Origin of the sequence: Micromonospora sp. NPDC048930 (assembly GCF_043197935.1) — a bacterium.
Classification (GTDB): Bacteria; Actinomycetota; Actinomycetes; order Mycobacteriales; family Micromonosporaceae; genus Micromonospora.
On record NZ_JBICUB010000002.1, the window covers coordinates 530080 to 552207 of the forward strand.

Annotated in this window: 24 protein-coding genes and 1 pseudogene; 15 read left to right on the forward strand and 10 right to left on the reverse strand. The window is 73.8% G+C overall.

Annotation, left to right across the window (positions count from 1 at the left end):
* Positions 1-14 precede the first annotated feature (14 nt).
* Entirely contained in the window at positions 15-407 is a 393-nt protein-coding gene (locus tag ACGFI9_RS07920) for a PPOX class F420-dependent oxidoreductase (protein ID WP_393176191.1), read from the reverse strand.
* Positions 408-564: 157 nt separating this feature from the next.
* On the opposite strand from ACGFI9_RS07920, the gene ACGFI9_RS07925 reads away from it, so the two are divergent.
* The 6 genes from ACGFI9_RS07925 to ACGFI9_RS07950 all read left to right on the forward strand — a co-directional run bounded on the left by ACGFI9_RS07925 (position 565) and on the right by ACGFI9_RS07950 (position 5320).
* On the forward strand, positions 565-1218 hold the full coding sequence (locus ACGFI9_RS07925; RefSeq protein ID WP_393176193.1) for an FKBP-type peptidyl-prolyl cis-trans isomerase: 654 nt from the start codon (positions 565-567) through the stop codon (positions 1216-1218).
* 139 nt (positions 1219-1357) lie between these two features.
* On the forward strand, positions 1358-2200 hold the full coding sequence (locus ACGFI9_RS07930) for a hypothetical protein (protein ID WP_393176656.1): 843 nt from the start codon (positions 1358-1360) through the stop codon (positions 2198-2200).
* 59 nt (positions 2201-2259) lie between these two features.
* Entirely contained in the window at positions 2260-2520 is a 261-nt protein-coding gene (locus ACGFI9_RS07935; RefSeq protein ID WP_393176195.1) for a YciI family protein, read from the forward strand.
* A 32-nt stretch (positions 2521-2552) separates the two neighbouring features.
* Positions 2553-3206: an HAD family hydrolase gene (locus ACGFI9_RS07940; protein ID WP_393176197.1), complete on the forward strand. Its 654-nt coding sequence runs from the start codon at positions 2553-2555 to the stop codon at positions 3204-3206.
* Between the two features lie 82 nt (positions 3207-3288).
* Complete coding sequence (locus tag ACGFI9_RS07945) at positions 3289-4038, forward strand: MerR family transcriptional regulator (RefSeq protein WP_393176199.1); 750 nt, start codon at positions 3289-3291, stop codon at positions 4036-4038.
* A gap of 268 nt (positions 4039-4306) precedes the next feature.
* Positions 4307-5320 (forward strand): NADPH:quinone reductase, encoded by a 1014-nt coding sequence (locus ACGFI9_RS07950; RefSeq protein WP_393176201.1) that lies wholly within the window; start codon positions 4307-4309, stop codon positions 5318-5320.
* Positions 5321-5502: 182 nt separating this feature from the next.
* Here the strand turns inward: ACGFI9_RS07950 and ACGFI9_RS07955 are convergent, their stop codons facing one another.
* Positions 5503-7152 (reverse strand): fatty acid--CoA ligase, encoded by a 1650-nt coding sequence (locus tag ACGFI9_RS07955; protein ID WP_393176203.1) that lies wholly within the window; start codon positions 7150-7152, stop codon positions 5503-5505.
* Between the two features lie 83 nt (positions 7153-7235).
* Here ACGFI9_RS07955 and ACGFI9_RS07960 point away from each other — a divergent pair, with 83 nt between their 5' ends.
* Positions 7236-7727: an NUDIX domain-containing protein gene (locus tag ACGFI9_RS07960; RefSeq protein ID WP_393176205.1), complete on the forward strand. Its 492-nt coding sequence runs from the start codon at positions 7236-7238 to the stop codon at positions 7725-7727.
* Here the strand turns inward: ACGFI9_RS07960 and ACGFI9_RS07965 are convergent.
* Complete coding sequence (locus tag ACGFI9_RS07965; RefSeq protein WP_393176207.1) at positions 7720-8616, reverse strand: DMT family transporter; 897 nt, start codon at positions 8614-8616, stop codon at positions 7720-7722. The two genes, ACGFI9_RS07960 and ACGFI9_RS07965, sit on opposite strands and share 8 nt — an antisense overlap.
* Before the next feature lie 85 nt (positions 8617-8701).
* Between ACGFI9_RS07965 and ACGFI9_RS07970 the strand changes: the two genes are divergently transcribed.
* Positions 8702-9610, forward strand: coding sequence for a LysR family transcriptional regulator (locus tag ACGFI9_RS07970; RefSeq protein ID WP_393176209.1), 909 nt, complete (start codon positions 8702-8704; stop codon positions 9608-9610).
* A gap of 14 nt (positions 9611-9624) precedes the next feature.
* Here the strand turns inward: ACGFI9_RS07970 and ACGFI9_RS07975 are convergent, their stop codons facing one another.
* Together ACGFI9_RS07975 and ACGFI9_RS07980 are read right to left on the reverse strand one after the other, a co-directional pair.
* Complete coding sequence (locus ACGFI9_RS07975; RefSeq protein ID WP_393176211.1) at positions 9625-11301, reverse strand: MDR family MFS transporter; 1677 nt, start codon at positions 11299-11301, stop codon at positions 9625-9627.
* 91 nt (positions 11302-11392) lie between these two features.
* Positions 11393-11941, reverse strand: a complete 549-nt coding sequence (locus tag ACGFI9_RS07980) for a type 1 glutamine amidotransferase domain-containing protein (protein ID WP_393176213.1) — start codon at positions 11939-11941, stop codon at positions 11393-11395.
* A 128-nt stretch (positions 11942-12069) separates the two neighbouring features.
* On the opposite strand from ACGFI9_RS07980, the gene rfaE2 reads away from it, so the two are divergent.
* Together rfaE2 and ACGFI9_RS07990 are read left to right on the forward strand one after the other, a co-directional pair.
* Positions 12070-13923, forward strand: coding sequence for a D-glycero-beta-D-manno-heptose 1-phosphate adenylyltransferase (gene rfaE2, locus ACGFI9_RS07985; RefSeq protein ID WP_393176215.1), 1854 nt, complete (start codon positions 12070-12072; stop codon positions 13921-13923).
* Positions 13920-14786 (forward strand): glycosyltransferase, encoded by an 867-nt coding sequence (locus ACGFI9_RS07990; protein ID WP_393176217.1) that lies wholly within the window; start codon positions 13920-13922, stop codon positions 14784-14786. Before rfaE2 ends, ACGFI9_RS07990 begins: the two co-directional genes overlap by 4 nt.
* Here ACGFI9_RS07990 and ACGFI9_RS07995 read toward each other — a convergent pair.
* The 3 genes from ACGFI9_RS07995 to ACGFI9_RS08005 form a co-directional block, all read right to left on the reverse strand.
* Positions 14767-15867 (reverse strand): glycosyltransferase family 9 protein, encoded by a 1101-nt coding sequence (locus tag ACGFI9_RS07995; RefSeq protein ID WP_393176658.1) that lies wholly within the window; start codon positions 15865-15867, stop codon positions 14767-14769. The genes ACGFI9_RS07990 and ACGFI9_RS07995 overlap by 20 nt on opposite strands.
* A gap of 67 nt (positions 15868-15934) precedes the next feature.
* Positions 15935-16474 (reverse strand): Hsp20/alpha crystallin family protein, encoded by a 540-nt coding sequence (locus tag ACGFI9_RS08000; RefSeq protein ID WP_393176219.1) that lies wholly within the window; start codon positions 16472-16474, stop codon positions 15935-15937.
* Positions 16471-16977: a DUF2231 domain-containing protein gene (locus ACGFI9_RS08005; RefSeq protein ID WP_393176221.1), complete on the reverse strand. Its 507-nt coding sequence runs from the start codon at positions 16975-16977 to the stop codon at positions 16471-16473. The genes ACGFI9_RS08000 and ACGFI9_RS08005 overlap by 4 nt, the downstream gene beginning before the upstream one ends.
* Before the next feature lie 159 nt (positions 16978-17136).
* On the opposite strand from ACGFI9_RS08005, the gene ACGFI9_RS08010 reads away from it, so the two are divergent.
* The 3 genes and pseudogenes from ACGFI9_RS08010 to ACGFI9_RS08020 all read left to right on the forward strand — a co-directional run.
* Positions 17137-17754, forward strand: coding sequence for a pyridoxamine 5'-phosphate oxidase family protein (locus tag ACGFI9_RS08010; RefSeq protein ID WP_393176223.1), 618 nt, complete (start codon positions 17137-17139; stop codon positions 17752-17754).
* A gap of 336 nt (positions 17755-18090) precedes the next feature.
* Complete coding sequence (locus ACGFI9_RS08015; RefSeq protein WP_393176660.1) at positions 18091-18807, forward strand: hypothetical protein; 717 nt, start codon at positions 18091-18093, stop codon at positions 18805-18807.
* An 83-nt stretch (positions 18808-18890) separates the two neighbouring features.
* Positions 18891-19340 (forward strand): annotated as a pseudogene (locus ACGFI9_RS08020) (SRPBCC family protein); the annotation flags it as partial.
* A gap of 374 nt (positions 19341-19714) precedes the next feature.
* Here ACGFI9_RS08020 and ACGFI9_RS08025 read toward each other — a convergent pair.
* Positions 19715-20506: a hypothetical protein gene (locus tag ACGFI9_RS08025; protein WP_393176225.1), complete on the reverse strand. Its 792-nt coding sequence runs from the start codon at positions 20504-20506 to the stop codon at positions 19715-19717.
* 114 nt (positions 20507-20620) lie between these two features.
* Between ACGFI9_RS08025 and ACGFI9_RS08030 the strand changes: the two genes are divergently transcribed.
* The gene (locus ACGFI9_RS08030) at positions 20621-21184 is read left to right on the forward strand and encodes a GNAT family N-acetyltransferase (RefSeq protein WP_393176227.1); all 564 of its coding nucleotides are present in this window, start codon (positions 20621-20623) and stop codon (positions 21182-21184) included.
* A 72-nt stretch (positions 21185-21256) separates the two neighbouring features.
* Here ACGFI9_RS08030 and ACGFI9_RS08035 read toward each other — a convergent pair whose 3' ends face one another.
* On the reverse strand, positions 21257-21763 hold the full coding sequence (locus ACGFI9_RS08035; protein ID WP_393176229.1) for a MarR family winged helix-turn-helix transcriptional regulator: 507 nt from the start codon (positions 21761-21763) through the stop codon (positions 21257-21259).
* Positions 21764-21832: 69 nt separating this feature from the next.
* On the opposite strand from ACGFI9_RS08035, the gene ACGFI9_RS08040 reads away from it, so the two are divergent.
* Positions 21833-22072: a hypothetical protein gene (locus ACGFI9_RS08040; RefSeq protein ID WP_393176231.1), complete on the forward strand. Its 240-nt coding sequence runs from the start codon at positions 21833-21835 to the stop codon at positions 22070-22072.
* The last annotated feature ends 56 nt before the right edge of the window (positions 22073-22128 follow it).

Below are 22128 nucleotides of genomic sequence, written 5' to 3' on the forward strand. Positions count from 1 at the left end.
AGGGGCCCTTCCTTTCAGCCGCGGCCGAGCCTCTCGGTGGGGGTGATGCGGACGATCACGCGCTCCTCGCCGGGCTGGCGGAACGGGTAGGTGTCCTGGCCGAGGTACTTCTTCGCCATCTGGTCGATGTGCTCGTCGGCCCCCTCCGTGACCAGCTCGGCCCTGCCCTTCACCCAGAGCGTCCGGAAGTCGTTCGCCTTGTCCACGATCGATACCGCGACCACCGGGTTGCGGGCGATGTTGACGTACTTCTGCCGACCCTTCGCGGTGTTGAACACGATGTGCTCGCCGTCGGTGTCCACCCAGACCGGGGTGACGTGCGGGGTGCCGTCGGCCTCGATGGTGGCCACGTGGGCGAGCTGCGGTTCGGAGAGCAGGGCCACGTCTTCTTCAGTGAGGATCGCCATGGTCGTGAAACTACTCCCGTAAATCGCCACCGACCCGTCTCCTGTCCGATCCGGGCCGGCCGTAGGAGCACCGCCGTCGTCCGGCCGGGTACCGTGTGCGCTGGCCTCGGCGGCGGCCCGCCGGGCCAGCACCCACCCACTCAGCAGGGGAGTCGACGTGAGCGAGCGCGTGCAGAACCGGTCGGCGGGCCAGGGCCCGGGCACCAAGGCGGAGCGGCGGCTGGCCGCCCAGCTGGCGGCGAAGAAGGCCGCCGAGGCGCGGCGTCGCCGGCAGTCGATGCTGGGTGCCGCGGTGGGTGTGCTCGCGGTGGCGGCGCTGATCGGCGGCATCGTCTGGCTCAACAGCGACGACGACAAGAAGCCGGCGGCGAGTGCCAGCCCGTCGGCCAGCTCGATCGTCGAGCCGACCGCGGCCGCACCGGCGTTGCCCGAGGGTGCCGACCCGGCGCTGGCCACCCGTCCGAAGGTGGAGGCGGGCAAGGGCGAGCTGAAGAAGCTCACGGTGACCACCCTGATCAAGGGCAAGGGCCCGGCGGTCAAGAAGGGTCAGCAGATCACCACCAACTACGTGGGCGTGTTCTACAAGGACGGCAAGGAGTTCGACGCCTCCTGGAACAACGGCTCGCCGGCCACCTTCGCGATCGGCGTCGGCCAGGTCATCCCCGGCTGGGACCAGGGCCTGGTCGGGGTGCCGGTGGGCAGCCGCGTGCAGCTCGACATCCCGGCCGAGCTGGCGTACGGCAACGACGCGTCGGGCGGTCGCCCGGCCGGGCCGCTGCGCTTCGTCGTGGACGTGCTCGCCGCGCAGTAGGTCACACTGGGCTTCCGTCCGTTCACCCAGGGGCAGTAGGTTCAAGGTCACCGTGGGCGGCCCCGGCCGTCACGGTGACCTTGGCCCACCGACGGAGGTGCACGTGGCGGCGCTGGACGACCCCGGGCTCGCCCGGGTGATGTGGACGCACTTCGAGCCGGTCCACGCGGTGACCTACTTCCACCCGCGCGCCCGGGCCGCGTACGAGGCGGTCGGGCTGCGCGGCTACTGGCGGGGCTACTTCGCCGGCCGGGCCGCCCCGCTCGGTGCGGTCGACGCGCCGCCCGTGATCGCCGCGTTCTTCAGCTTCGCGCCGCCGATGGTGGCCCGGGCGCTGCCCGCGGTGTGGCGGCTGGCCACCCCGCAGGAGGCGTTGCGCGCCCGGCTCACCGGCGCGGTCCAGGCGCTCGCCGAGTTCACCTACGAGCTGCCCGAGGCGCACCTGGTGGAGGCGGCCGAGCTGCTGGAGGAGGCGGCCGGGCAGGTGGAGACGGCCGGCCGGGTGCTCGGCGCGGTCAACGCCGCCCTGCCCCGCGGCGAGTACCCGCTGGCCCGGCTCTGGCAGGCCGCCACCACGCTGCGCGAGCACCGCGGCGACGGGCACGTGGGGGCGCTGGTCACCACCGGGCTGTCCCCCGTCGAGGTGATCGCCTGGCGGTGCCGGGTCGACCAGTCCCGCGAGTTCCACCAGCGGGCCCGGGGCTGGACCGACCAGGAGTGGGCCGCCGCCGAGGAGGGGCTGGTCGAGAAGGGCTGGCTGACCGCCGACCGGGCGCCGACCGCGCACGGCACGGCGACGTTCCGGGCCGTCGAGGAGGCCACCGACCGGGCCGCCGTCGGCCCGTGGCGGGCGCTGGGCACGGAGCGTACGGCGCGACTGCGGGAGCTGCTCGAACCGATCTCCACCCGGTGCCGCACGGTCATCCCGCCGCAGAGCCCGATCGGGCTGCCCGCCCAGCGCTCCGCCGCCGCGGCCGGCTGAGCCGCCGGCCGCCGGCCGCCGGCCGCCGGCCGTCGGGGCCGTCGGGCAGGATGGGCGGCATGTGGATCGTGGAACTGGCCTTCACCGACGCCCCGGAACGGCTCGCCGCCCGCCCCGCCCACCGCCAGCTGCTCACCGCGCTGCACGCGGAGGGGAAGGTGCGGATGACCGGGCCGCTGGCTGACGACTCCGGCGCCGTGCTCGTCTTCGACGTGCCGGACCGGCCGGCGCTGGATGCCCTGCTCGCCGCCGATCCGTACTTCACCACGCCCGGGGTCGAGATCGTCTCCGTCCGGGAGTGGGCGCCGTTCCTGACCTGATGCCGGGCGGTGGTTCGGGCAGGATGGGCGGCATGGTGGACGCGGTGCTCTTCGACCTGGACGGCGTGATCGTGGACTCCGAGCCGGTCTGGGAGGAGGTCCGGCGGGCGTACGTGGCCGCGCACGGGGGCACCTGGCAGCCGGACACCCAGCGCCGGCTGATGGGGATGAGCACCGCCGAGTGGGCCGCCTACCTCAGCGGGGAGCTGGGCGTCGACCGCTCGCCGGAGCAGGTCGCCGACGAGGTGGTGGCCGAGATGACCCGGCGGTACGCGGAGCACGTACCCCTGATCGACGACGCGGACGCGGTGGTGCGCCGGATGGGCGCGCGGTGGCCGCTGGGGCTGGCCAGCTCCTCGCCCACCCGGCTGATCGCGGCGGCGCTGGCCGCCACCGGCCTGACCGACGCCTTCGGCGCGACGCTCTCCACCGAGGAGACCGCCCGGGGCAAGCCCGCGCCGGACGTCTGGCTGGCGGTGGCGGAACGGCTCGGGGTGGACCCGGCCCGGTGCGTGGCGATCGAGGACTCCTCGAACGGGGTGCGCTCGGCGGCCGCCGCCGGGATGCGGGTGGTGGCCGTGCCGCACGGGTCGTACCCGCTGGACCCGGACGCCGAGGCGCTGGCGGCGGTGCTGCTGCCCCGGATCGACGCGCTCACCCCGCAGGTGGTGGAGCGGCTCGACTGAACGACTTGCTCCTGACGCTACGTCAGGTCATAGCGTCGGTCCCCGTCGCCGCAGGGCGCGGTGACGCGAGAAGGAGAGGGACGTGGCGGCCACCTGGCGGATCGGTGAGCTGTGCCGGCGTACCGGGCTGACGGTCCGGACCCTGCACCACTGGGACCATGTGGGGCTGCTGCGGCCGTCGGCGCGCACCTCGTCCGGGCACCGGCTGTACGCCGAGCGGGACGTGGACCGGCTGTACCGGATCGTCGCGCTGCGCGAGCTGGGCCTGCCGCTGGAGACCATCGGGGTGCTGCTGGACCGGACCGGCACGGGTGGCCCGGAGCTGGCCGAGCTGCTCGGCGAGCACCTGGCGCACGTGGAGCGGCAGCTCGCCGCGCTGGGCGGGCTGCGGGACCGGCTGGCCGCGCTGGTGCCGGCCGTACGCGCCGCCGGGGGCGCCACGTCCGTCGACCTGCTCGCTCTGATCGAGGAGGTGACCAGGGTGGACGACACGATCCGCAACTACTTCACGGAGGAGCAGCTCGCCGCGTTGGCGCAGCGGCGCGAGCAGCTCGGCGAGGACGCGATCCGCGGCGTACAGGAGGAGTGGCCGCGGTTGATCGCCCAGGTCCAGGCGGAGCTGGACGCGGGCACGGACCCGGCGGACCCGCGGGTGCGGGCGCTGGCGAAGCGCTGGATGGAGCTGCTGGAGGCGTTCCACGGCGGGGACCCGGGCCTGCGGGACTCGCTCTACCGGATGCAGGCGGAGAACAGCGCCGAGATCGCCCAGCAGTTCGGCGGCCCCTCCCCGGCGCTGATCGACTACGTGCAGCGCGCCGCCGCAGCGGGCTAACCCACCCCAGCCGCCCCCTCCCCGCGACCGGCGAGGGCCATTTTCAGGGAAAGAGTGGCCTTGGCCTGCTCGTAAGGCCACTCTTTCCCTGAAACTGCGCGGATCTTGGGGTGGGGGGCACGGCGCGCGGCGAACGGGCGTTCGGAGGGCGGTACGTCCTGCCGACTGCAGGGTTGTACGTTTCGCAGGGGTGCCCGGATCGGAATGATCAGGGGGCGGCCGGGTAGCGCAACCGGTGGGGCACGCGGCGAACGGTGAGGGGACGGCGATGAAGGCGATCGTGTACGAGCGCAACGGGGACGCCTCGGTGCTCCAGGTGGTCGAGCGGCCCGTGCCGGAGCCGGGCCCGGGCGAGGTGCTGGTGCGGATGGCGGTGGCCGGGGTGAACCCGACCGACTGGAAGGCCCGCCGGAACTGGCCGCTGCCGGGTGGCTGGCAGATCCCGGGCCAGGACGGCGCGGGCGTGGTCGAGGCGGTCGGCGAGGGCGTCGACCAGATCCTGATCGGCTCACGGGTGTGGGTCTGGGAGGCGGCCTGGCAGCGGCCCTGGGGCACCGCCAGCGAGTACACGGTGGTCCCGGTCCGGCACACGGTACGGCTGGGTTCCGCCTCGTTCGACCTGGGCGCCTGCCTCGGCATCCCGTTCATGACCGCGCACCGCTGCCTGACCGCCGGCGAGTACATGCCGGACAAGCTGCACGCGGGCGCGCTGAGCGGCCACGTGGTGCTGGTGCAGGGCGGGGCGGGCGCGGTCGGCAACGCGGCGATCCAGTTGGCGCGCTGGGCCGACGCCTGCGTGATCACCACGGTGAGCAGCCCGGAGAAGGCGCAGCTCGCGGCGGCGGCTGGCGCCGACTTCGTGATCAACTACCGGGAGCAGGACGTGGTCGAGGAGGTCCGCAAGGTCGCGCCCGACGGGGTGCACACGATCGTCGAGGTCTCCGCCGCCCGCAACGCCGCCGCGGACGTGCAGGTGCTGCGTACCGGCGGGGCGGTCTGCGTCTACGCGGACGACGGCGGCGCCGAGGTGACCCTGCCGATCCGGCCGCTGATGGTGCCGAACGCGCGCTGGCAGTTCGTGCTGATCTACACCGCCCCGAAGGCGGCGAAGGCGCAGGCGGTGACCGACATCGCGGCGGCGGTGGCGCAGGGCGCGATCCGGGTGGACGAGGAGGCCGGCCTGCCGCTGCACCGCTATCCGATGTCGGCGGCCCAGGCGGCGCACAAGGCGGTGGAGGACGGCGCGGTCGGCAAGGTGCTGATCGCCACCGCCGACTCCTGAGAACGCGAAACGGATTTCGCCGACATCAGGACAGAGACGAACAAGTTTCGCGAGAATGAGTGTGCGGGTCGCCCCGCATGGACGGGCGGCCCCGGCGCGGTGCGAACGCCGGGGCCGCCCTCTGGGGAGGGATGCTTGAAAGCTTGTCCCTACCCGTGCAGGCGACGGTACGCCGGAAAATGTTACGGCGCGGTCAGTTCGCGGACCTCAAGGTCGCCCTCCGCGTACCGGGAGCGCACCACCTTCTTGTCGAACTTGCCCACGCTGGTCTTCGGGACCGCGTCGATGAACGCCCAGCGCTCCGGCAACTGCCAGCGCGCCACCGACTTCGCCAGGAACTCCCGCAGCTCCTCGGCGCTGACCGAGGCGCCCTCCCGGACCACCACGGTGGCCAGCGGCCGCTCGTCCCAGCGCTCGTCCGGTACGCCCACCACACACGCCTCCAGCACTGCCGGGTGCGCCATCAGGGCGTTCTCCAGCTCGACCGAGGAGATCCACTCCCCACCCGACTTGATCACGTCCTTGGCCCGGTCGGTCAGCGTGATGTAGCCGTCCGGGGAGAGCGTGCCGACGTCCCCGGTCCGCAGCCAGCCGTCCCGGAACTTCTCCTCGTCCGGGGTGTCGTCCCCGACGTACCGGGCGGTCACCCACGGCCCGCGGACCTCCAGCTCGCCGACGGAGGTCCCGTCGGCGGGCAGTGGCTCGCCGAGCGGGCCGACGATCCGCGCGGCGACCCCGGCCGGGATCCGGCCCTGGGTGTAGCGGTAACGCCAGGCGGCGTCGCCGGTCGCCCCGGCCGGGGGCCGGGAGACCGAGCCCAGCGGGGACATCTCGGTCATGCCCCAGGCGTGGATGACCTCGATGCCGTGCCGCTCGTGGAAGGCGTGCATGAGCGACGGCGGGCAGGCCGAGCCGCCGACGATCACCTCCTTCAGCGAGGAGGTGTCCACGTCGTGACTGTCCAGGTAGGCCAGCAGGTCGGTCCAGATGGTCGGCACCGCGCCGGCCAGGGTGGGCCGCTCGGCGGCGATCATCGCGGCGATCGGCTCGGCCTGGAGGAACCGGTCCGGCATGATCAGCGACGCGCCGGAGAGGAACGCCGCGTACGGCAGGCCCCAGGACATCGCGTGGAACATCGGCACGATCGCCAGCTCCCGGTCCTGCGGGCCGAGCCCGAAGCCCTCCGGCATGCAGACCTGGAGGGAGTGCAGGTAGATGGAGCGGTGCGAGTAGGCGACCCCCTTGGGGTTGCCGGTGGTCCCGGAGGTGTAGCAGAGCGCGGCGGCGTCGCGCTCGTCCACCTCGGGCCAGTCGTAGCTGTCCGGCCGGTCGGCCAGCAGGGCGTCCCAGTGGTGTACGGCGATCCGGTCGCCGGCCGCGGCCACCAGCGGGGCCGGGTCGCCGCCGCCGACCACCACCACGTGCCGGACCGTGGTCATCTGGCCGATCACCCGGGCGAGCAGCGGGATCAGCGTGGTGTCGACCAGCACCACCCGGTCCTCGGCGTGGTTGGCGATGTAGGCGACCTGGTCCGGGAAGAGCCGGAGGTTGAGGGTGTGCAGCACCGCGCCCATGCTCGGCACGGCGAAGTACGCCACCAGGTGCTCGTTGTTGTTCCACATGAAGGTGGCGACCCGCTCGTCGCCGGTCACCCCGCACTCGTCCCGAAGGGCGTGGGCGAGCCGGGCGGCGGTGCGGCCGACCTCGGCGTACGACATCCGGCGGGGTTCCGCACCGGTCCAGGTGACGACCTCCGCCGTGCCGTGCACGGTGGAGCCGTGTTCGAGGATCCGGGCGACCTGGAGGGGGGCGTCCATCATCGTGCTACGCATGGGTAACAAGCTAGTGGCGGCGGTCACACACCGGAAGCCCCGGAACGGCCGACCCGGCCGGCGGAGGTGCGTAGATTGTCCGGGTGAGCATCTCGTGGGCCGACTCGTACGTGGGGCAGCTGCGCGCCCTGGCCGGTGACCGCACCCTGATGTTCGTCGGCGCCCGGGCCGTGGTCCGGGACAACGCCGCCCGGGTGCTGCTGATCCAGCGCTCCGACAACGGCCAGTGGGCCATGCCGGCCGGCGCGATGGAGCTGGGCGAGTCGATAGCCGACTGCGCCGTCCGGGAGGTACGCGAGGAGACCGGGCTGCGCGCCCTGCGGGTCAGCGCGTTCGCGCTCTACACCGGCCCGGATCGCACCCAGACCAACATGTACGGCCACACCTACCAGGTCTTCACCACGGCGTTCCGGGTCGAGGAGTGGGACGGGGAGCTGGCCCGGGTGACCGACGAGACCATCGACGCCGGCTTCTTCCACCCGGAGGAGCTGCCCACCCCGCTCTCCTCCAGCGTCGTCGAGACCCTCGCCGACCTGGACGTCTTCGAGCAGACCAACCGCCTCATCCTCAAGTGAGGGCCACCTCGGCGGGCCGCTCGCCGGGCGTCGTCCCGCTGCCCGTGCCCGGCCGCGCGCCGGACCGTTCCGCGCCGATCCCGGCGATCACCACGAAGGCGATGCCGGCCACCGCGCCGATGCCCGGCACCTGACCCAGCGCGACCAAGCCGACGATCAGGGCGATGGCCGGCTCCAGGCTCATCAGCGTGCCGAACGCGGCGGTGGTGAGCCGGCGCAGCGCCAGCAGTTCCAGCACGAACGGGACGACCGGCAGCAGCACGGCCAGCCCGAGGCCGGCCAGCAGCAACGGCCAGGTCAGGTCGCCGAACACCGAGGGGCCGACGACCAGGGTCGCGACCACGGCGGCCACCGGCATGGAGACCGCCAGGCCGCGGACGCCGGAGACCTCGTCGCCCACCCGCTGGGTGAGCAGGATGTACGCGGCCCAGCAGGCCGCCGCGCCGAGCGCGTACGCCACCCCCACCAGGTCCACGCCGCCGTGCCACGGCTCGGTGAGCAGCAGCACCCCGACCGCCGCCAGCGCCGGCCAGAGCTTCGCGCCGCCCCGACCGCGGGCCACGGCCACGCCCAGCGGCCCGAGGAACTCCAGCGCGCTGGCCGTACCCAGGGGCAGCCGGGCCACCGCCGCCATGAACAGCATGGTGACGGCGGCGGTCACCACGCCGAGCGCCACACAGGCCCGCAGGGCCGACCGGGTGAAGGCCGACGGGCGGGGCCGGACCACCACCGCCAGCAGCACGCCGGCCCAGGCCAGCCGCAGCCAGGCGGCGCCCTCCGGGCCGACCCGGTCGAGGAGCCCGACCGAGGCGGCCAGCCCGAGCTGGACGCAGGTCATCGCGGCGACAGCCATCGCGGTGCCGGCACGGGCGGAGGTGGCGGTGGTCATGCGGACAAGTAGAGCCGGCGCGGACCGTTCGCGTCCACGTGTTATTTCTGGACGAACCATTCGACAGTCGTGAACAATCGTCCTCGTGGACCTGCGTCGCCTGCGCCTGCTGCGCGAACTGGCCCGGCTCGGCTCGATGCGCCAGGTCGCCGAGGAGCTGCACGTCACCACCTCGACGGTGTCGCAGCAGCTGGCGGCGCTGGCCCGGGAGGTGGGCGCCGAGCTGGTCGAGCCGCACGGTCGCCGGGTCCGGCTCACCCCGGCCGGCCGCCGCCTGGCCGAACACGCCGTGACGATCCTCGCCGCGGTCGAGGCGGCCCGGCTGGACCTCGACCCGCGGGCCGAACCGGCCGGCACCGTACGCGTCGCCGGCTTCGCCACCGCCGTCCGGCGCTCGCTGCTGCCGCTCACCGCCCGGCTGGCGACCGACCACCCGCGGGTGCGCCTGCGCATCCACGAGCACGAGCCGGCCGAGGCGTACGCGCTGCTCGCGGCTGACGAGGTCGACCTCGCGCTGACCTACGACTACAACCTGGCCCCGACGGCGATGGACCGCGCGCTGGAGGCCACGCCGCTGTGGTCGGCGGCCTGGCACCTCGGGGCGCCGGCCGGCGCGGCGCCCGGACCGGCGGAGGACGCCCCGGCGGTCTTCCACCGGTTCCGGGACGCGGACTGGATCGTCAACTCGCGCAACACCGCCGACGAGGTGGTGGTCCGGACCATCGCCTCGATGGCCGGGTTCGAGCCCCGGATCGTGCACCGGGCGGACAGCCTCGAACTGGTCCAGGACCTCATCGTCGCGGGGCTCGGCGTCGGGCTGCTCCCCGGCGACCAGCCGACCGTGCCCGGCGTCCGCCTGCTGCCCCTCGCCGGACCGCAGATCCTGTTGCGCGCGTACGCCGTGACCCGCCGGGGTCGGGCGGCCTGGTCGCCGCTGGCGCTGATCCTCGACCTGCTCACCGCCCACCCGCCGCCGGCCGCGCCGGGAGGGTGACCGCGACCGGCCGCTCAGAGCATGGTCTGGGACTTGGCCTCCATCTCGGCGGCGGCCTCCTCCTTCGACTCCTTCGCCAGCGGCTTCCCGCCCGGGGCGGCGGCCTTGCCGCCCAGCGGGTCCGCGCCGCCGGTCGCGCCCTGCGGGCCGGTACCGCGCAGCTCACGGTTCGGCATGGCCAGGGTGACCAGCACGGCGAGGATGGCGATCAGCCCGGTGGTCAGGAAGACCAGGTGCAGCGACTCCACGAACGCGCCCTGGATGGCGGCGCGGACCGGACCGGGCAGGGCCAGGATCGTCTTCGGGTCGTTGATCGAGATGTTGGCGCCACCGTTGGCCGCCACCGTCGCCCGCTGCTCGGGCGGGAGCTGCGCGAGCGCGGCCGGCAGCCGGTCGGCGAGCTGCTTGGTGAGCTGGGCGGAGAGCACCGCGCCGAGGATCGCCACGCCGAACGAGCCGCCCAGCGAGCGGAAGAACGTCGCGGACGAGGTGCCGGCGCCCAGGTCCCGCACGTCCACCGCGTTCTGCACGGCCAGGATCAGCGACTGCATGCACAGGCCCAGCCCGACGCCGATCACCACCATGTAGCCGAAGGCCGCCCAGAGCGACGTGGCCACCTGGAGCTGCCGGAAGAGCAGCATGCCGGCGACCAGCACCGCCGAGCCGACCACCGGGAACCACTTGTACCGCCCCCGCCGGCTCATCTCCCGGCCGGTCAGGATCGAGGTGAGGATGATGCCGGCCATCATCGGCAGCATCAGCAGACCGCTGCGGGTCGGCGAGGCGCCCTTGACGATCTGAAGGTAGAGCGGGATGAAGATGATCGACCCGAACATCACCAGACCGAGCACGAACCCGGCCAGGTTGGCCAGCGAGAAGGTGCCGTTGCGGAACAGCCGCAGCGGCAGGATCGGCTCCGGCACCCGGGCCTCCTGGAGCACGAAGAGCACCCCGAGGACCGCACCGGCCACGAAGAGCCCGATGATCACGCCCGAGCTCCAGGCGTACTGGTTGCCGCCCCAGCTCAGCGCCAGCAGCAGGCAGCTCACCCCGGCGACCAGCAGCCCCGCGCCCAGCCAGTCGATGGCGTGCTCGCGCCGCTGGAACGGGATGAGCCGCATGACGTGGTAGCAGACCACGATGGCGAGGATGGCCAACGGCACGTTGATGTAGAAGATCCAGCGCCAGTTCGTCTCCGCGAAGTACCCGCCGACCAGCGGGCCGGCCACCGAGGACAGACCGAAGACCGCGCCGAAGAGCCCCTGGTAGCGACCGCGCTCCCGGGGTGAGACCACGTCCGAGATGATGGTGAACGCCAAGGTCATCAGGCCGCCCGCGCCCAGGCCCTGCACCCCGCGGGTGACGATCAACTGGGTCATGTCCTGCGACAGGCCGGCCAGCAGCGACCCGAGCAGGAACGTGCCGATCGAGAAGATGAAGACCGGGCGGCGTCCGTACAGGTCGGCCATCTTGCCGTACAGCGGGGTGGAGGCGGTCGAGGCGAGCAGGTACGCGGTGACCACCCACGAGTAGTGGTTGATCCCGCCCAGCTCGCCGACGATGGTGGGCAGCGCCGTACCGACGATGGTCTGGTCGAGCGCCGCCAGCAGCATCCCGGTCATCAGACCGAACATCAGCAGGCGGATCTGGCGGGCGTGCAGCACGGGGCGATCGTGGGCCTGGGCAGTCATCCCGCGTTCTTTCCCACCTCCCGCAGATCATGCCCCGGACACACGAATCGGCGGCGCGGGCGTTCCGTCACCCGCGCCGCCGGCTCGATGCTCAGTGCCGCCCCTCGGCGAACTCCTCGACGATCTTGGCGCAGAAGGCCGGCAGGTCGTCCGGCTTGCGGCTGCTGACCAGGCCGTGGTCCGTGACGACCTCCTCGTCGACCCAGTTCGCCCCGGCGTTGGTCAGGTCCGTACGCAGGCTCGGCCAGGAGGTGATCCGGCGGCCCCGCACCACGTCCGCTTCGACCAGGGTCCACGGGCCGTGGCAGATCACCCCGACCGGTTTGCCGGCGTCGAAGAACGACTTCACGAACCGCACCGCCTCCGGGTCCGTCCGCAGGAAGTCCGGGTTGGCCACGCCGCCGGGCAGCACCAGCGCGTCGTACGCCCCGGCGTCCGCCTCCTTCGTCGTCACGTCGACCGGGTACTCCCGGCTCTGGTCCAGGTGGTTGACGGACCGGATCGCGCCAGGCTGCACCGAGACCAGCTCGACCCGGGCACCGGCGTTCTCCACCGCCTCGCGGGGCCTGGTGTACTCGACCTCCTCGACGCCGTCGGCGGCCAGGAAGGCGATCCGCTTGCCCTGCAGTGTCGCTGCCATCGTGGTTTCTCCTCTCCGGGGTTGCTGATCCCGTTCCCGGCGGACCGGGGACGAAACCGGACACCGGGGGTGGGCCGGCCCGCAGCCGGGCAGGTTTGGCCGGACCGGCTCGGGGGACCCCGAAGAACATGGCAGGAGCAGCAGCGGAAGAGCGCCGGCTGGCCACCGTCGTGGCGGGCTGGCAGGGACGTCCCGTGCTGGTCGTCGGGGACGCCATGCTCGACGAGTGGCGGTTCGCGGAGTCCGAGCGGCTCTGCCGGGAGGCACCCGCACCGGTCCTCACCCTGCGCCGCCGGATCTCCGCCGCCGGCGGCGCGGCGAACACGGCGGTGAACCTCGCCGCCCTCGGCGGCCGGGCCGCGCTGGTGGCCCCGGTCGGGGCCGACGTGGCCGGCGACGAACTGCACGACTGCCTCGACCGCGCGGGCGTCTGGGACCGTACGGTGAACCAGCCCGGCCGGCCGACGCCGGTGAAGCGGCGGATGCTCGCCGGGAACCAGATCCTGCTCCGGGAGGACTCCGGTGACCCGGAGGAGGCGCTCGACGACGACGGGGTGGCCCGCCTGCTCACCGCGCTGCACTGCGCGACCGAGGAGCTGCGCGCGGCCGCGCACGGGCAGCCGCTCACCCTGGTCGTCTGCGACTACGGCCTGGGCGCGTTGCCCGGGGCGGTCCGGGCCTGGCTGGTCGCCAACCGGGACCGCTACGCCACCGTGGCCCTCGACGCGCACGACCTGGCCGACTGGCGGGGCCTGAACCCGACCGTGGTGACCCCGAGCTTCGCCGAGGCGACCCGGCTGCTGGCCCGCGCGGCGGCCGGCTTCAACGGCGCGACCCGTACCGCCGGCTCCGCCGCCACCGCCGGTGACCTGCACCTGGACCACCAGTCCGACGCCACCGACGGGCCTTCCGAGCTGGTCGTCGGGGCGGCACCGGGCGGGGCCGGCGAACGGCCCGCCGGCAGCCCGCACCCCACCTCCCCCGGCGCGCCACCGGCCGACCACCCGGCCGCCGTCGGTCCGACCGGGGAGCCGACCCCCGGCGAGGAGCGGGTGGCGCTGACCGGGGACGGGCTGAGCGTGACCGGCACCGGCGTGACCGTGAACACCGCCGCCGGTGAGGGCGTGGACCGGGCGGTGCTGGCCGAGTCGCGCCTGGCGGAGCTGCGCGCGCACACCGGCGCCGACGTGGTGGCGGTGACCCTGGACACCGAGGGCGCGGTGGTCGGCGGGGCCGACGGCGAGCCCCGGCGCAGCCACAGCACCCCCGTGCCGGCCAGCCACGCGGTGGGCGCCGGGGACGCGTACCTGGCGGCGATGACGCTGGCGCTCGCCGCGGAGGCGAGCCTGCCGACCGCCGCCCAGCTCGCGCAGCTCGCCGCCACCATCACGGTCTCCGACACCGGCACCTGCGTGTGCCGGCGGGAGGACCTGCTCGGCGCGCTCGGCACCGGGCTGGAGGAGACCGGCCACCCGACCCTGATCGGCGCCGCCGAACTGAGCGCGATCGTGGCGGAGCACCGGCGGGCCGGCCGCTCCATCGTCTTCACCAACGGCTGCTTCGACGTGCTGCACCCCGGGCACGTCCGCTACCTGACCCAGGCCCGCGCGCTCGGCGACCTGCTGGTCGTGGCGGTCAACTCGGACGGCAGCGTACGCCGGCTCAAGGGACCGGACCGGCCGGTCAACCCGGTCGAGGACCGGGCCGCCCTGCTCGCCGCCCTGGAGTGCGTCGACCACGTGGTGGTCTTCGAGGAGGACTCCCCGGCGAAGCTGATCGAGGCGGTCCGCCCGGACGTCTACGTCAAGGGCGGCGACTACCCGCCCGAGATGGTCCCGGAGGCGCCGCTGGTCCGCCGGCTCGGCGGGCAGGTCCGCACCCTCGGGTACGTGCCGGACCGCTCCACCTCGGCGATCATCGACCGGATCCGGGCGCAGTCGGTCAGCCCGACCGTGGGTGAGGGTACGGGCAGGTCGGCGTGAACCGACCGCTCGACCTGGGTACGCCGGAGGAGTTCCGCCGTCCCCGACAGCTCGACGTGCTGATCCCCACCCGCAACCGCCCGGCCGAGCTGGCGGTCACCCTCTCCGGCCTGGCCGCGCAGGAGGGCGTCACCGACTTCGGGGTGGTGGTGAGCGACCAGTCCGACGACGGACCGGCGTACGTCCACCCGGCGGCGGCCACCATGGTCCGGGCGCTGCGCCACCGGGGCCACCCGGTGCTGCTGACCCGACGGCTGCCCCGGCGCGGCCTGGCCGAGCACCGGGCCTACCTGCTCGCCCGGTCGGCGGCCCGGTACGTGCTCTGCCTCGACGACGACGTCTGGCTGGAACCGGGGGCCCTGGCCCGGCTGGTCACCGCGATCCAGGAACTGGGCTGCGGGTTCGTCGGCAACGCCGTGCACGGCCTCTCGTACGCCGACGACGTCCGGCCGGAGTCCCACGCGCACTACGAGGAGTGGCAGGGCCGGCCGGTCCCCGAGCGGGTCCGCCCGGGCACGCCGGAGTGGGAGCGGGCGGCCATCCACCCGGCGGCGAACCTGCTGCACGTCACCGAGAAGCTGCGCCTGCCGGCGGGCGCCTGGCGGGCGTACAAGGTCTCCTGGATCGGCGGGTGCGTGCTCTACGACCGGGCCAAGCTGATCGACTCGGGCGGCTTCGAGTTCTGGCGCCGGGTGCACGAGAAGCACCAGGGCGAGGACGTCGCCGCGCAGATCGCCGTGCTGGAGCGGCACGGCGGCGCCGGGGTGCTGCCCAGCGGCGCGTACCACCTGGAGTCGCCCACCACGGTGACCGAGCGCGAGATGGAAGCCTGGGAGGTCGTGCTCACCGACCAGCCGGCCTGAGCAGTTCGCGGGCCGCCTCCACCACCTCGACGACCGGCACGTCGGCGACGAACGAGTCCCGGTGCGGGCAGTCGCCGTCGCCGGGGCGGTGCGGGTAGATCCCGGGGGTGCAGTCGACGCCGCAGACCGGGCAGCGGGTGGTCCAGGAGGCGATGGGCCGGTGCCGGGCGCGCAGCGGCGTCGCCCCGTTGATCAGGTTGCCGACCCAGTAGACGCCCACCGTCGGGGTGCCGACCGCCCCGGCCAGGTGCAGCGGCCCGGTGTCGTTGGAGATCACCAGCGCGCAGCCCGCGTAGCAGCCGGCCAGCCCGCCGAGGCTGAGCGTGCCGACCTGCGGGTTGACCGGCACGCCGGCCGCCGCCACCACCGCGTCGACCGTCTCCTGCTCGGCCGGGGTGCCGGTGACCAGCACCTCGTACCCGTCCCCGGCGAGGGCGCGGGCGACCTCGCCGAAGCGTTCCGGCGGCCAGCGCCGCCGGGTGTCGGTGGCGCCCGGGTGCAGCGCCACCCGGGGGCGGGTCGGCTCGCCCAGCACCTGGCGCGCCTCGGCCCGGTCGGCGTCGGTCACCGCCAGGGCCGGGATGATCGTGGTGGCCGGCGCCCCGACCAGGGCCACCGCCTCCAGGTAGCGGATCACCTCGTGCTGGTAGTAGACGTACCGGATCCAGCGGTCCAGCGGCGGCGCGTCCTCGGCCCGCAGGCCGGCGGTGACCCGGGCGCCCAGCCCGGCGACGATCGGGTTGGAGTTGCCGCCGCCGCCGTGCAGCTGCAACGCCAGGTCGAAGCGCTCCTTCCGGGCCGCCGCCAGGAAGTCCTCCAGGTCGGACGGCGGCTCGTCCGGCCCGGGGTCGCGGATGCCCGGCGCGGGCGGCACCACCAGCACCCGGTCCACCGGGCCGGGGCGGTCGCGCCAGAGCTTCGCGTGCCAGGGCGCGCCGAGCAGCACGATCTCCGCCGCGGGGTACGCGGCCCGCAGCGCCTCCAGCGCCGGCAGGATGAAGATGAAGTCGCCGAGCGCGTTCGCCCGCAGCACCGCGATCCGGGCGACGTCGGGTACCCGCTCGCCCACCGGGCCGAGCACGGACGACGGCCCCGGGTCGCGGCGCGGCGACAGCCGCGCCGCGCTGGTGTTGGTGGCCACGTGACCCCTACGGCCGGTCGATCTCGGCGGCCGTGGTGTCCGGGTGGTGCAGTTCCCGGTCGGCGGCCGGATCGGCCAGGGGCGGCGTACCTTCGGTGGCGGCGCGGGGGCCGGTGCGGCCGACGGTGATGGTGCGCGGTGCGGGCCGCGCCGCCCGGGGCAGCCGCACCCGGAGCAGGCCGTGGTCCATCACCGCGTCGATCCGGTCCGGGTCCACCCGGGACGGCAGGTCCACCCGGTACTCGAAGCCCCGCGTCTCGAACCCGCCCGGGATGCCGTGGTCGGCGTTGACCTCCGCCTCCGAGCGGGCCCGTACGCACAGCTCCCGGTCGTCCAGCTCGACCGCCACCTCCTCCGGCGCCACCCCGGGCAGCCGGACGATCACCTCCCAGCCGTCGACGACCTCGGTCAGCTCCACGTCCGGCCGGCCGGAGCGGCCACCGACCAGGCGGCTCAGCTCGGCACGCAGCGACTGGAGCTCGCCCATCGGGTCCCAGCCCTGCTGGCGCCCCCGCCAGCCCCGACCGCCGCTGCTCTGTTCCGTCATCGCACGTCTCCGATCCGCTGGTGAGCCGAGGGGGGTCGCAGCGAGCTCGGGGCGTTCAGGTCGTGCTCCGGGTCGACGCCGACGCCCAGCCGGTCCACCAGTTCGCCGCCGAGCCAGGCGCTGATGCCGAGGATCGCCACGGCGACCACCTCGATGGCGACCAGGGCGCCCCCGGCGGCCCGGGAGTCGGCGTTGAGCCGGACCACCCAGACGGCGGCGAAGAGCAGGATCACCGCGACGTTGGCGGCGGCGTGGGTCAGTCCGACCCGCTTGGCGCGGGTGCCGGTGGGCAGGGCGAGCAGGTCGACGGTGCCGGCCGCCGCGGCGAGCAGGCCACCGATCAGGCCGACGGTGATGTTCCAGTACGCGACCTCGCCCAGGAAGTCGGGCCCGCCCACGGTGTCGACCAGATCGAAGATCACCGCCGTGGCCAGGAGCGCCACCGGGAACATCACCAGCATCGGGTGCACGGGGTGACCGAGCACCTTCAGCCGGCTCTCCATCTCCGCCTCCATCGTCCGGGCACGCTGCGAGTGAGGCCGTACCCGGCCGCCCCGGGGGCAAACCTCGCGTTCGACGCGCTCTCCTAGGCTGACGATGGCGGAAACCGGCCGGCCGTGGGCCGGAAACGCCGTCATGGTCATCGGACGGGGGAGGCAGGCGTGACGACGGAGATCACCAGTGAGGCGGAGCTGCGGGAACTGCTCGGCGACCCGACCCGGCGGGCGGTCGACAAGGAACGGACCGTGCTGCACGCGCGGGACCGGGAGTGGCTGGCCGCGTCGCCGTTCTGCCTGATCGCCACGGCCGGCGCGGACGGCAGCTGCGACGTCTCGCCGAAGGGCGATCCGCCCGGGTTCACCCTGGTGCTGGACGAGACGACCATCGCCATCCCGGAGCGGCCCGGCAACCGGCGGGCCGACGGCTACCGCAACATCCTGGCAAACCCGCACGTCGGGCTGATCTACCTGATCCCCGGGCGCACCGACACGCTACGCATCAACGGCCGGGCCCGGCTGATCCGGGACGCGCCCTGGTTCGACGACATGACGGTCAAGGGCCACCGCCCGGTGCTGGCCGTCGAGGTGGCCATCGAGCAGATCTTCTACCACTGCGCGAAGGCGTTCCTCCGCTCCCGGCTGTGGCAGCCGGAGACCTGGCGGCCGGAGGCGCTGCCGTCCCGGCCCCGGCTGGTCAAGGAGCTCGAGGCCCCCGAGGAGAGCCTCGCCGCCCTGGAACGCCACTACGGCCCGGACTACGCCCGCAACCTCTACGTCTGACCTCGCCCCGGGCCCCCGCCGGCCGGTCACGTTTGGGCGGCCGGCTGAGGGTACTGATCAGGGGACGGCCCACCGCGTCACCGGCGCTGGACCCCCCTGACCCGGGTCGAGGAAGGATGATGTGCGATGCCCACGAAGAACAGCTCGCGGCGCGGCAGCGGATCGACCGCGACCGCGAACCCGCCGGGCAACCAGACCCCGAACACCCCCGACGTCAACGAGAGCGAGATCGCCCGGCTCACCGTCGACCAGTTGCGCGACCGGCTCCGTCGCCAGGGCGTCACCGGCACCGCCGGCATGCGCAAGGACGACCTGGTCAAGGCGTTGGTGAAGAGCATGCGCGGCGGCGCGAAGAAGAGCACCTCGGCGCGCGCCGGCACCTCCTCGGGGCGTGGCTCCGCGTCGGCCAAGAAGAGCACCTCGTCGTCCGCCCGGGGCACGGCAACCAACCCGCCCGGCAACCAGACCCCGAACACCCCCGACGTCAGCGAGAGCGAGATCGCCCGGCTCAAGGTCGACGAGCTGCGCCGCCGGCTCCGCGACCGCGGCGTCGGCGCGACCGCCGACATGCGCAAGGACGACCTGGTCAAGGCCCTGGTCAAGAGCCTCCACGACGACTCCGGCGGCGGCTCGCGGGGCGGCTCGTCCGGCGCCGGCTCGCGGGGCGGGTCGTCCGGCGGCGGCATCCGCACCGGCTCCCAGACCTCCCGGTCGCTGAAGTACGCGCAGGAGGTCACCTCGGTCGACGACGAGCCGGAGCGGCCCGGCCGCAGCCTGGTCACCACGGACCACGACGTGATCCGGCGGTGGGCGGAGGCGCGCCGGGGCGTACCGGCCACGGTGGACGGCACCGAACACGACGGGCACGCCGGGGTACTGCGCCTCGACTTCCCGGCCAACGGCCGGGAGGAGCGGCTGCGCGAGATCAGCTGGGAGGAGTGGTTCCGCACCTTCGACGAGCGCCGGCTCAACTTCATCTACCAGGAGGAGCGCTCCGACGGGAAGCAGAGCAACTTCTTCCGGCTGGAGAACCCGGACCGGGAGGACGGCTGACCTGCTGTCCCGCGCCGTCCCGGTTGAGCACGAATTCCCCGGGTACGGAGTGAAGGCGGACGAAATCCCGACGAGGAGGATCGATGACCACGGAGGTCGAGAAGTCCATCGAAGTCGACGTGCCGGTCAGCACCGCGTACAACCAGTGGACGCAGTTCGAGGAGTTCCCCCGGTTCATGGGCGGCGTGCGGGAGGTACGCCAGCTCGACGACCGGCGGATGCACTGGGTCGCCGAGATCGCGGGCGTGAAGCGCGAGTGGGACGCCAAGGTCCTGGAGCAGGTGCCGGACCGGAAGGTGGCCTGGGCGGCCACCAGCGGCGCCACCAACGCGGGCGCGGTCTACTTCCAGCCGATCGGCGCCGACCGCACCCAGGTCCGGCTCTCCCTGGAGTACGAGCCGGAGGGGCTGGTCGAGCAGGCCGGCGACAAGCTGCACATCGTCGAGAAGCGGGCCGAGGCCGACCTGGAGAAGTTCAAGTCGTACATCGAGAGCCGGGGCACCGAGACGGGCGCCTGGCGCGGCACGATCGACGACGGCCGTACCCTCGGCACCCCCGGGGTGGAGCACGCCGCCGGCACGCGCGGGGACGACGGCAAGGCCGGTGTCTCCGGCAAGGCGGTGGCGGCGGGCGCGGCGGCCGCGGGGATGGCGGCGGCCGGTGCCGCGGCGGCGGCCAAGCACCGCGCGGACACCGACGAGCCCACCTCCGAGACCGAGAGCGGGTACGTGGTGACCGACCTGCCGGCGCAGCGGGCGCGCACCTTCCCGGCCGACCCGGCCGACCCGCGCCGCAACCTCTGACCTTTCCTCTCCCTGCCGGAGTGAGCCCGGTGGGCCGGCCCCGTGCCGCGCCCCCGGGCCCACTTCGTTCGTACGCCATCGTCGCGTGGCGACTCACCGGCTGATCAGGTCTTGTCGTAGTAGAAGTCGGCGGCCTCGGCGGTCGACGACTTCGACGGGCGGGTGATCCCGGTCGGCTTGCCGTGGCCGCTCAGCCGCGTCGTCATGGTGAGCTTCGGCTTGCCGGTCGGCTCCAGCACCACCCGGATCGAGGTGACCCAACCCTGCGCGTCGGTGGTGATGGTGAAGTCGGCGTCGCCTCCGCCGAACCACACCACGCTCGGCGCTCCGACCGGCAGGTACGGGTCGATGCCGGACTGCACCACGTCGAAGGTGCCGGAGTAGGTGCCCGGGGCGGTCAGCTTCGCGGACGTCACCCGCTGGGTGAACGCCACCAGGCCGGTCGGGTCCTTCATGTCGAAGTCCATCAGGCCACCCGGCTTGACCCGCTTCAGGTCGAGGTGCACCCACTGCCGGTCCCCGGTCGGCCGCAGGTAGCTGTCCGTACCGATCACGATGCGCCGGCCGCTCTCCCGCGCCTTGCCGCCGCCGGTGACCTCGGCCGTGGCGGCGAACCGGCGGGCCTTCGGGTCGAAGGCGCCGGACGCCTTCACCCGCTGCCCCTCGGGCAGGTCGCCCTGCACCGCGTACCGGTGCGGGACCCGCTGGGACCGCTGCAACGCCGCGACGAGTTCGGCCTTGGCGTCGCGGGCCGTCGGCGACGGGGTGGCGGCGCTGGCGCTCGGCGCGGCGGCGGGCCGGGCGACCGGCCGGTCGGCCCGCTCCTCGCAACCGGAGCCGAGCAGCAGGACGCCGCCCAGAGCGAGTGGCAGCAGGGTGCGCCCGCGCGTGTTCATATCCGATCCCCCCGTTTCCGTCGGCCTCCCGGCCGACGGGTAGGCACCATAGCGAACCGGCAACGTTTCGTGGGGACGCCGGTTGATCGCCCGGGCGCGCTACCGTCGTGCGCTGTGAGCACACCGGAGATCACCATCGCCACCTCGGCGAACCGCACCCGCGTCATCGCCTCGCTGGTCGCCGCGTTCGAGCAGGACCCGGTGCTGCGCCACCTCTTCCCGGACCAGGCGACCTACCCCCGGTACGCCGCCGCCTTCTTCGGCCACCTCTTCGACAAGCGCGTCCATCGGCGGACGGTATGGACGATCGAGGGCGGCGCCTCGGTCGCGATCTGGGAACCTCCCGCCACGGGTGCCGGATGGCCGGATGACGCCCTCGCCGCCCAGCTCCCGGCCGACGCGCTGGCCCGGGTCCGCGCCTACGAGGACGCCGTGCACACCGCGCTGCCGACCACCCCGTTCTGGTACCTCGGTGTCCTCGGCACCCATCCCGAGCACGCCGGCCGGCGCTGGGGACACGCGGTCATGCGGGCCGGGCTGCGCCGGGCCGAGGCCGACGGCCTGCCGGCGGTCCTGGAGACCAGCAACCCGGCGAACGTCGAGGTGTATCGCCGCGCCGGCTGGGCGGTGAGCCGTACCCTCACCGCGCCCCTGGACATCTGGGTCATGCAACGCTGAGGCCGAGGCTCGGGTGGCTCGGGGGTCATCCCCGGCCGCCGCCCGCCCGGCGGTCCTGCCCGCCGTCCGGGCTCACGCCTCGCCGCCGACCGGCGGCGGGGCCGTCTTCGACGCCTGCCGAGCGGCCTCGATGACCTCGGTCAGCGTGGCGTGCAGCTTCCTCAGGTCCTCGATCGGCATGCCGAGCCGCTCGACGATCGCCGGGGGAATCTGCTCGGCCTCGCTGCGCAACGCCCGCCCCTTGGCGGTGAGGGTCACCGCGAGGCTGCGCTCGTCGGCCGGGTCGCGCTCCCGGCGCAGGTAGCCGCTCGCCTCCAGGCGCTTGAGCAGTGGCGACAGGGTGCCCGGGTCCAGTTGCAGCAGCCGGCTCAGCTCGCGTACGGACAGCGGCGCGTGTTGCCAGAGGGCGAGCATCACCAGGTACTGCGGGTGGGTCAGGCCCATCGGTTCGAGCAGCGGGCGGTAGACCGCCACGACACCGCGGGCGGCGACGGAGAGCGCGAAGCAGACCTGCTGCTCCAGAGCCAGCGGGTCGTCGATGCCCGTCAGACCACCCATGCCATCGCCATCCTCCGCCATGCTGTTAGCCTACCAATAGTTGGTGCCCCAACTGTTGGGCGTCCAACGGTTCGATGAGGGAGCGTGGCGATGGCTGGCGAGGAGCAGAAGACACCCGGCGAGGGCGGGCGACTCCTGGGGTGGGTGTTCAAGAACCTCGCCGGCCCCGCGACCGTGGACAACGCCATCCAGGGCGGCTCGCGGATCCAGCGGGACCTCTGGAAGGAGGACCTGGAACGGCGCAAGCAGTGGAGCCGCGAGCAGCGGGAGCGCAAGCGCGCCGAACGGGAGGCCCGACGTGCCGAACGGGAGGCCCGACGCGGCCTCTGAGGCATGGCACCGCAGTCGCCGACGCCGGTGAGCCGTCCCGGCGGAGACGGTTCCCC

What these genes read in the sequence shown, in the direction of transcription:
- ACGFI9_RS07920 (WP_393176191.1), bottom strand. Translation starts at nt 407, where the DNA reads ATGGCGATCCTCACTGAAGAAGACGTGGCCCTGCTCTCCGAACCGCAG.
- ACGFI9_RS07930 (WP_393176656.1), top strand. Translation starts at nt 1,358, where the DNA reads ATGTGGACGCACTTCGAGCCGGTCCACGCGGTGACCTACTTCCACCCG.
- ACGFI9_RS07935 (WP_393176195.1), top strand. Translation starts at nt 2,260, where the DNA reads ATGTGGATCGTGGAACTGGCCTTCACCGACGCCCCGGAACGGCTCGCC.
- ACGFI9_RS07940 (WP_393176197.1), top strand. Translation starts at nt 2,553, where the DNA reads ATGGTGGACGCGGTGCTCTTCGACCTGGACGGCGTGATCGTGGACTCC.
- ACGFI9_RS07950 (WP_393176201.1), top strand. Translation starts at nt 4,307, where the DNA reads ATGAAGGCGATCGTGTACGAGCGCAACGGGGACGCCTCGGTGCTCCAG.
- ACGFI9_RS07955 (WP_393176203.1), bottom strand. Translation starts at nt 7,152, where the DNA reads ATGCGTAGCACGATGATGGACGCCCCCCTCCAGGTCGCCCGGATCCTC.
- ACGFI9_RS07965 (WP_393176207.1), bottom strand. Translation starts at nt 8,616, where the DNA reads ATGACCACCGCCACCTCCGCCCGTGCCGGCACCGCGATGGCTGTCGCC.
- ACGFI9_RS07975 (WP_393176211.1), bottom strand. Translation starts at nt 11,301, where the DNA reads ATGACTGCCCAGGCCCACGATCGCCCCGTGCTGCACGCCCGCCAGATC.
- ACGFI9_RS07980 (WP_393176213.1), bottom strand. Translation starts at nt 11,941, where the DNA reads ATGGCAGCGACACTGCAGGGCAAGCGGATCGCCTTCCTGGCCGCCGAC.
- rfaE2 (WP_393176215.1), top strand. Translation starts at nt 12,070, where the DNA reads ATGGCAGGAGCAGCAGCGGAAGAGCGCCGGCTGGCCACCGTCGTGGCG.
- ACGFI9_RS08000 (WP_393176219.1), bottom strand. Translation starts at nt 16,474, where the DNA reads ATGACGGAACAGAGCAGCGGCGGTCGGGGCTGGCGGGGGCGCCAGCAG.
- ACGFI9_RS08005 (WP_393176221.1), bottom strand. Translation starts at nt 16,977, where the DNA reads ATGGAGAGCCGGCTGAAGGTGCTCGGTCACCCCGTGCACCCGATGCTG.
- ACGFI9_RS08015 (WP_393176660.1), top strand. Translation starts at nt 18,091, where the DNA reads ATGCGCGGCGGCGCGAAGAAGAGCACCTCGGCGCGCGCCGGCACCTCC.
- ACGFI9_RS08025 (WP_393176225.1), bottom strand. Translation starts at nt 20,506, where the DNA reads ATGAACACGCGCGGGCGCACCCTGCTGCCACTCGCTCTGGGCGGCGTC.
- ACGFI9_RS08035 (WP_393176229.1), bottom strand. Translation starts at nt 21,763, where the DNA reads ATGGCGGAGGATGGCGATGGCATGGGTGGTCTGACGGGCATCGACGAC.
- ACGFI9_RS08040 (WP_393176231.1), top strand. Translation starts at nt 21,833, where the DNA reads ATGGCTGGCGAGGAGCAGAAGACACCCGGCGAGGGCGGGCGACTCCTG.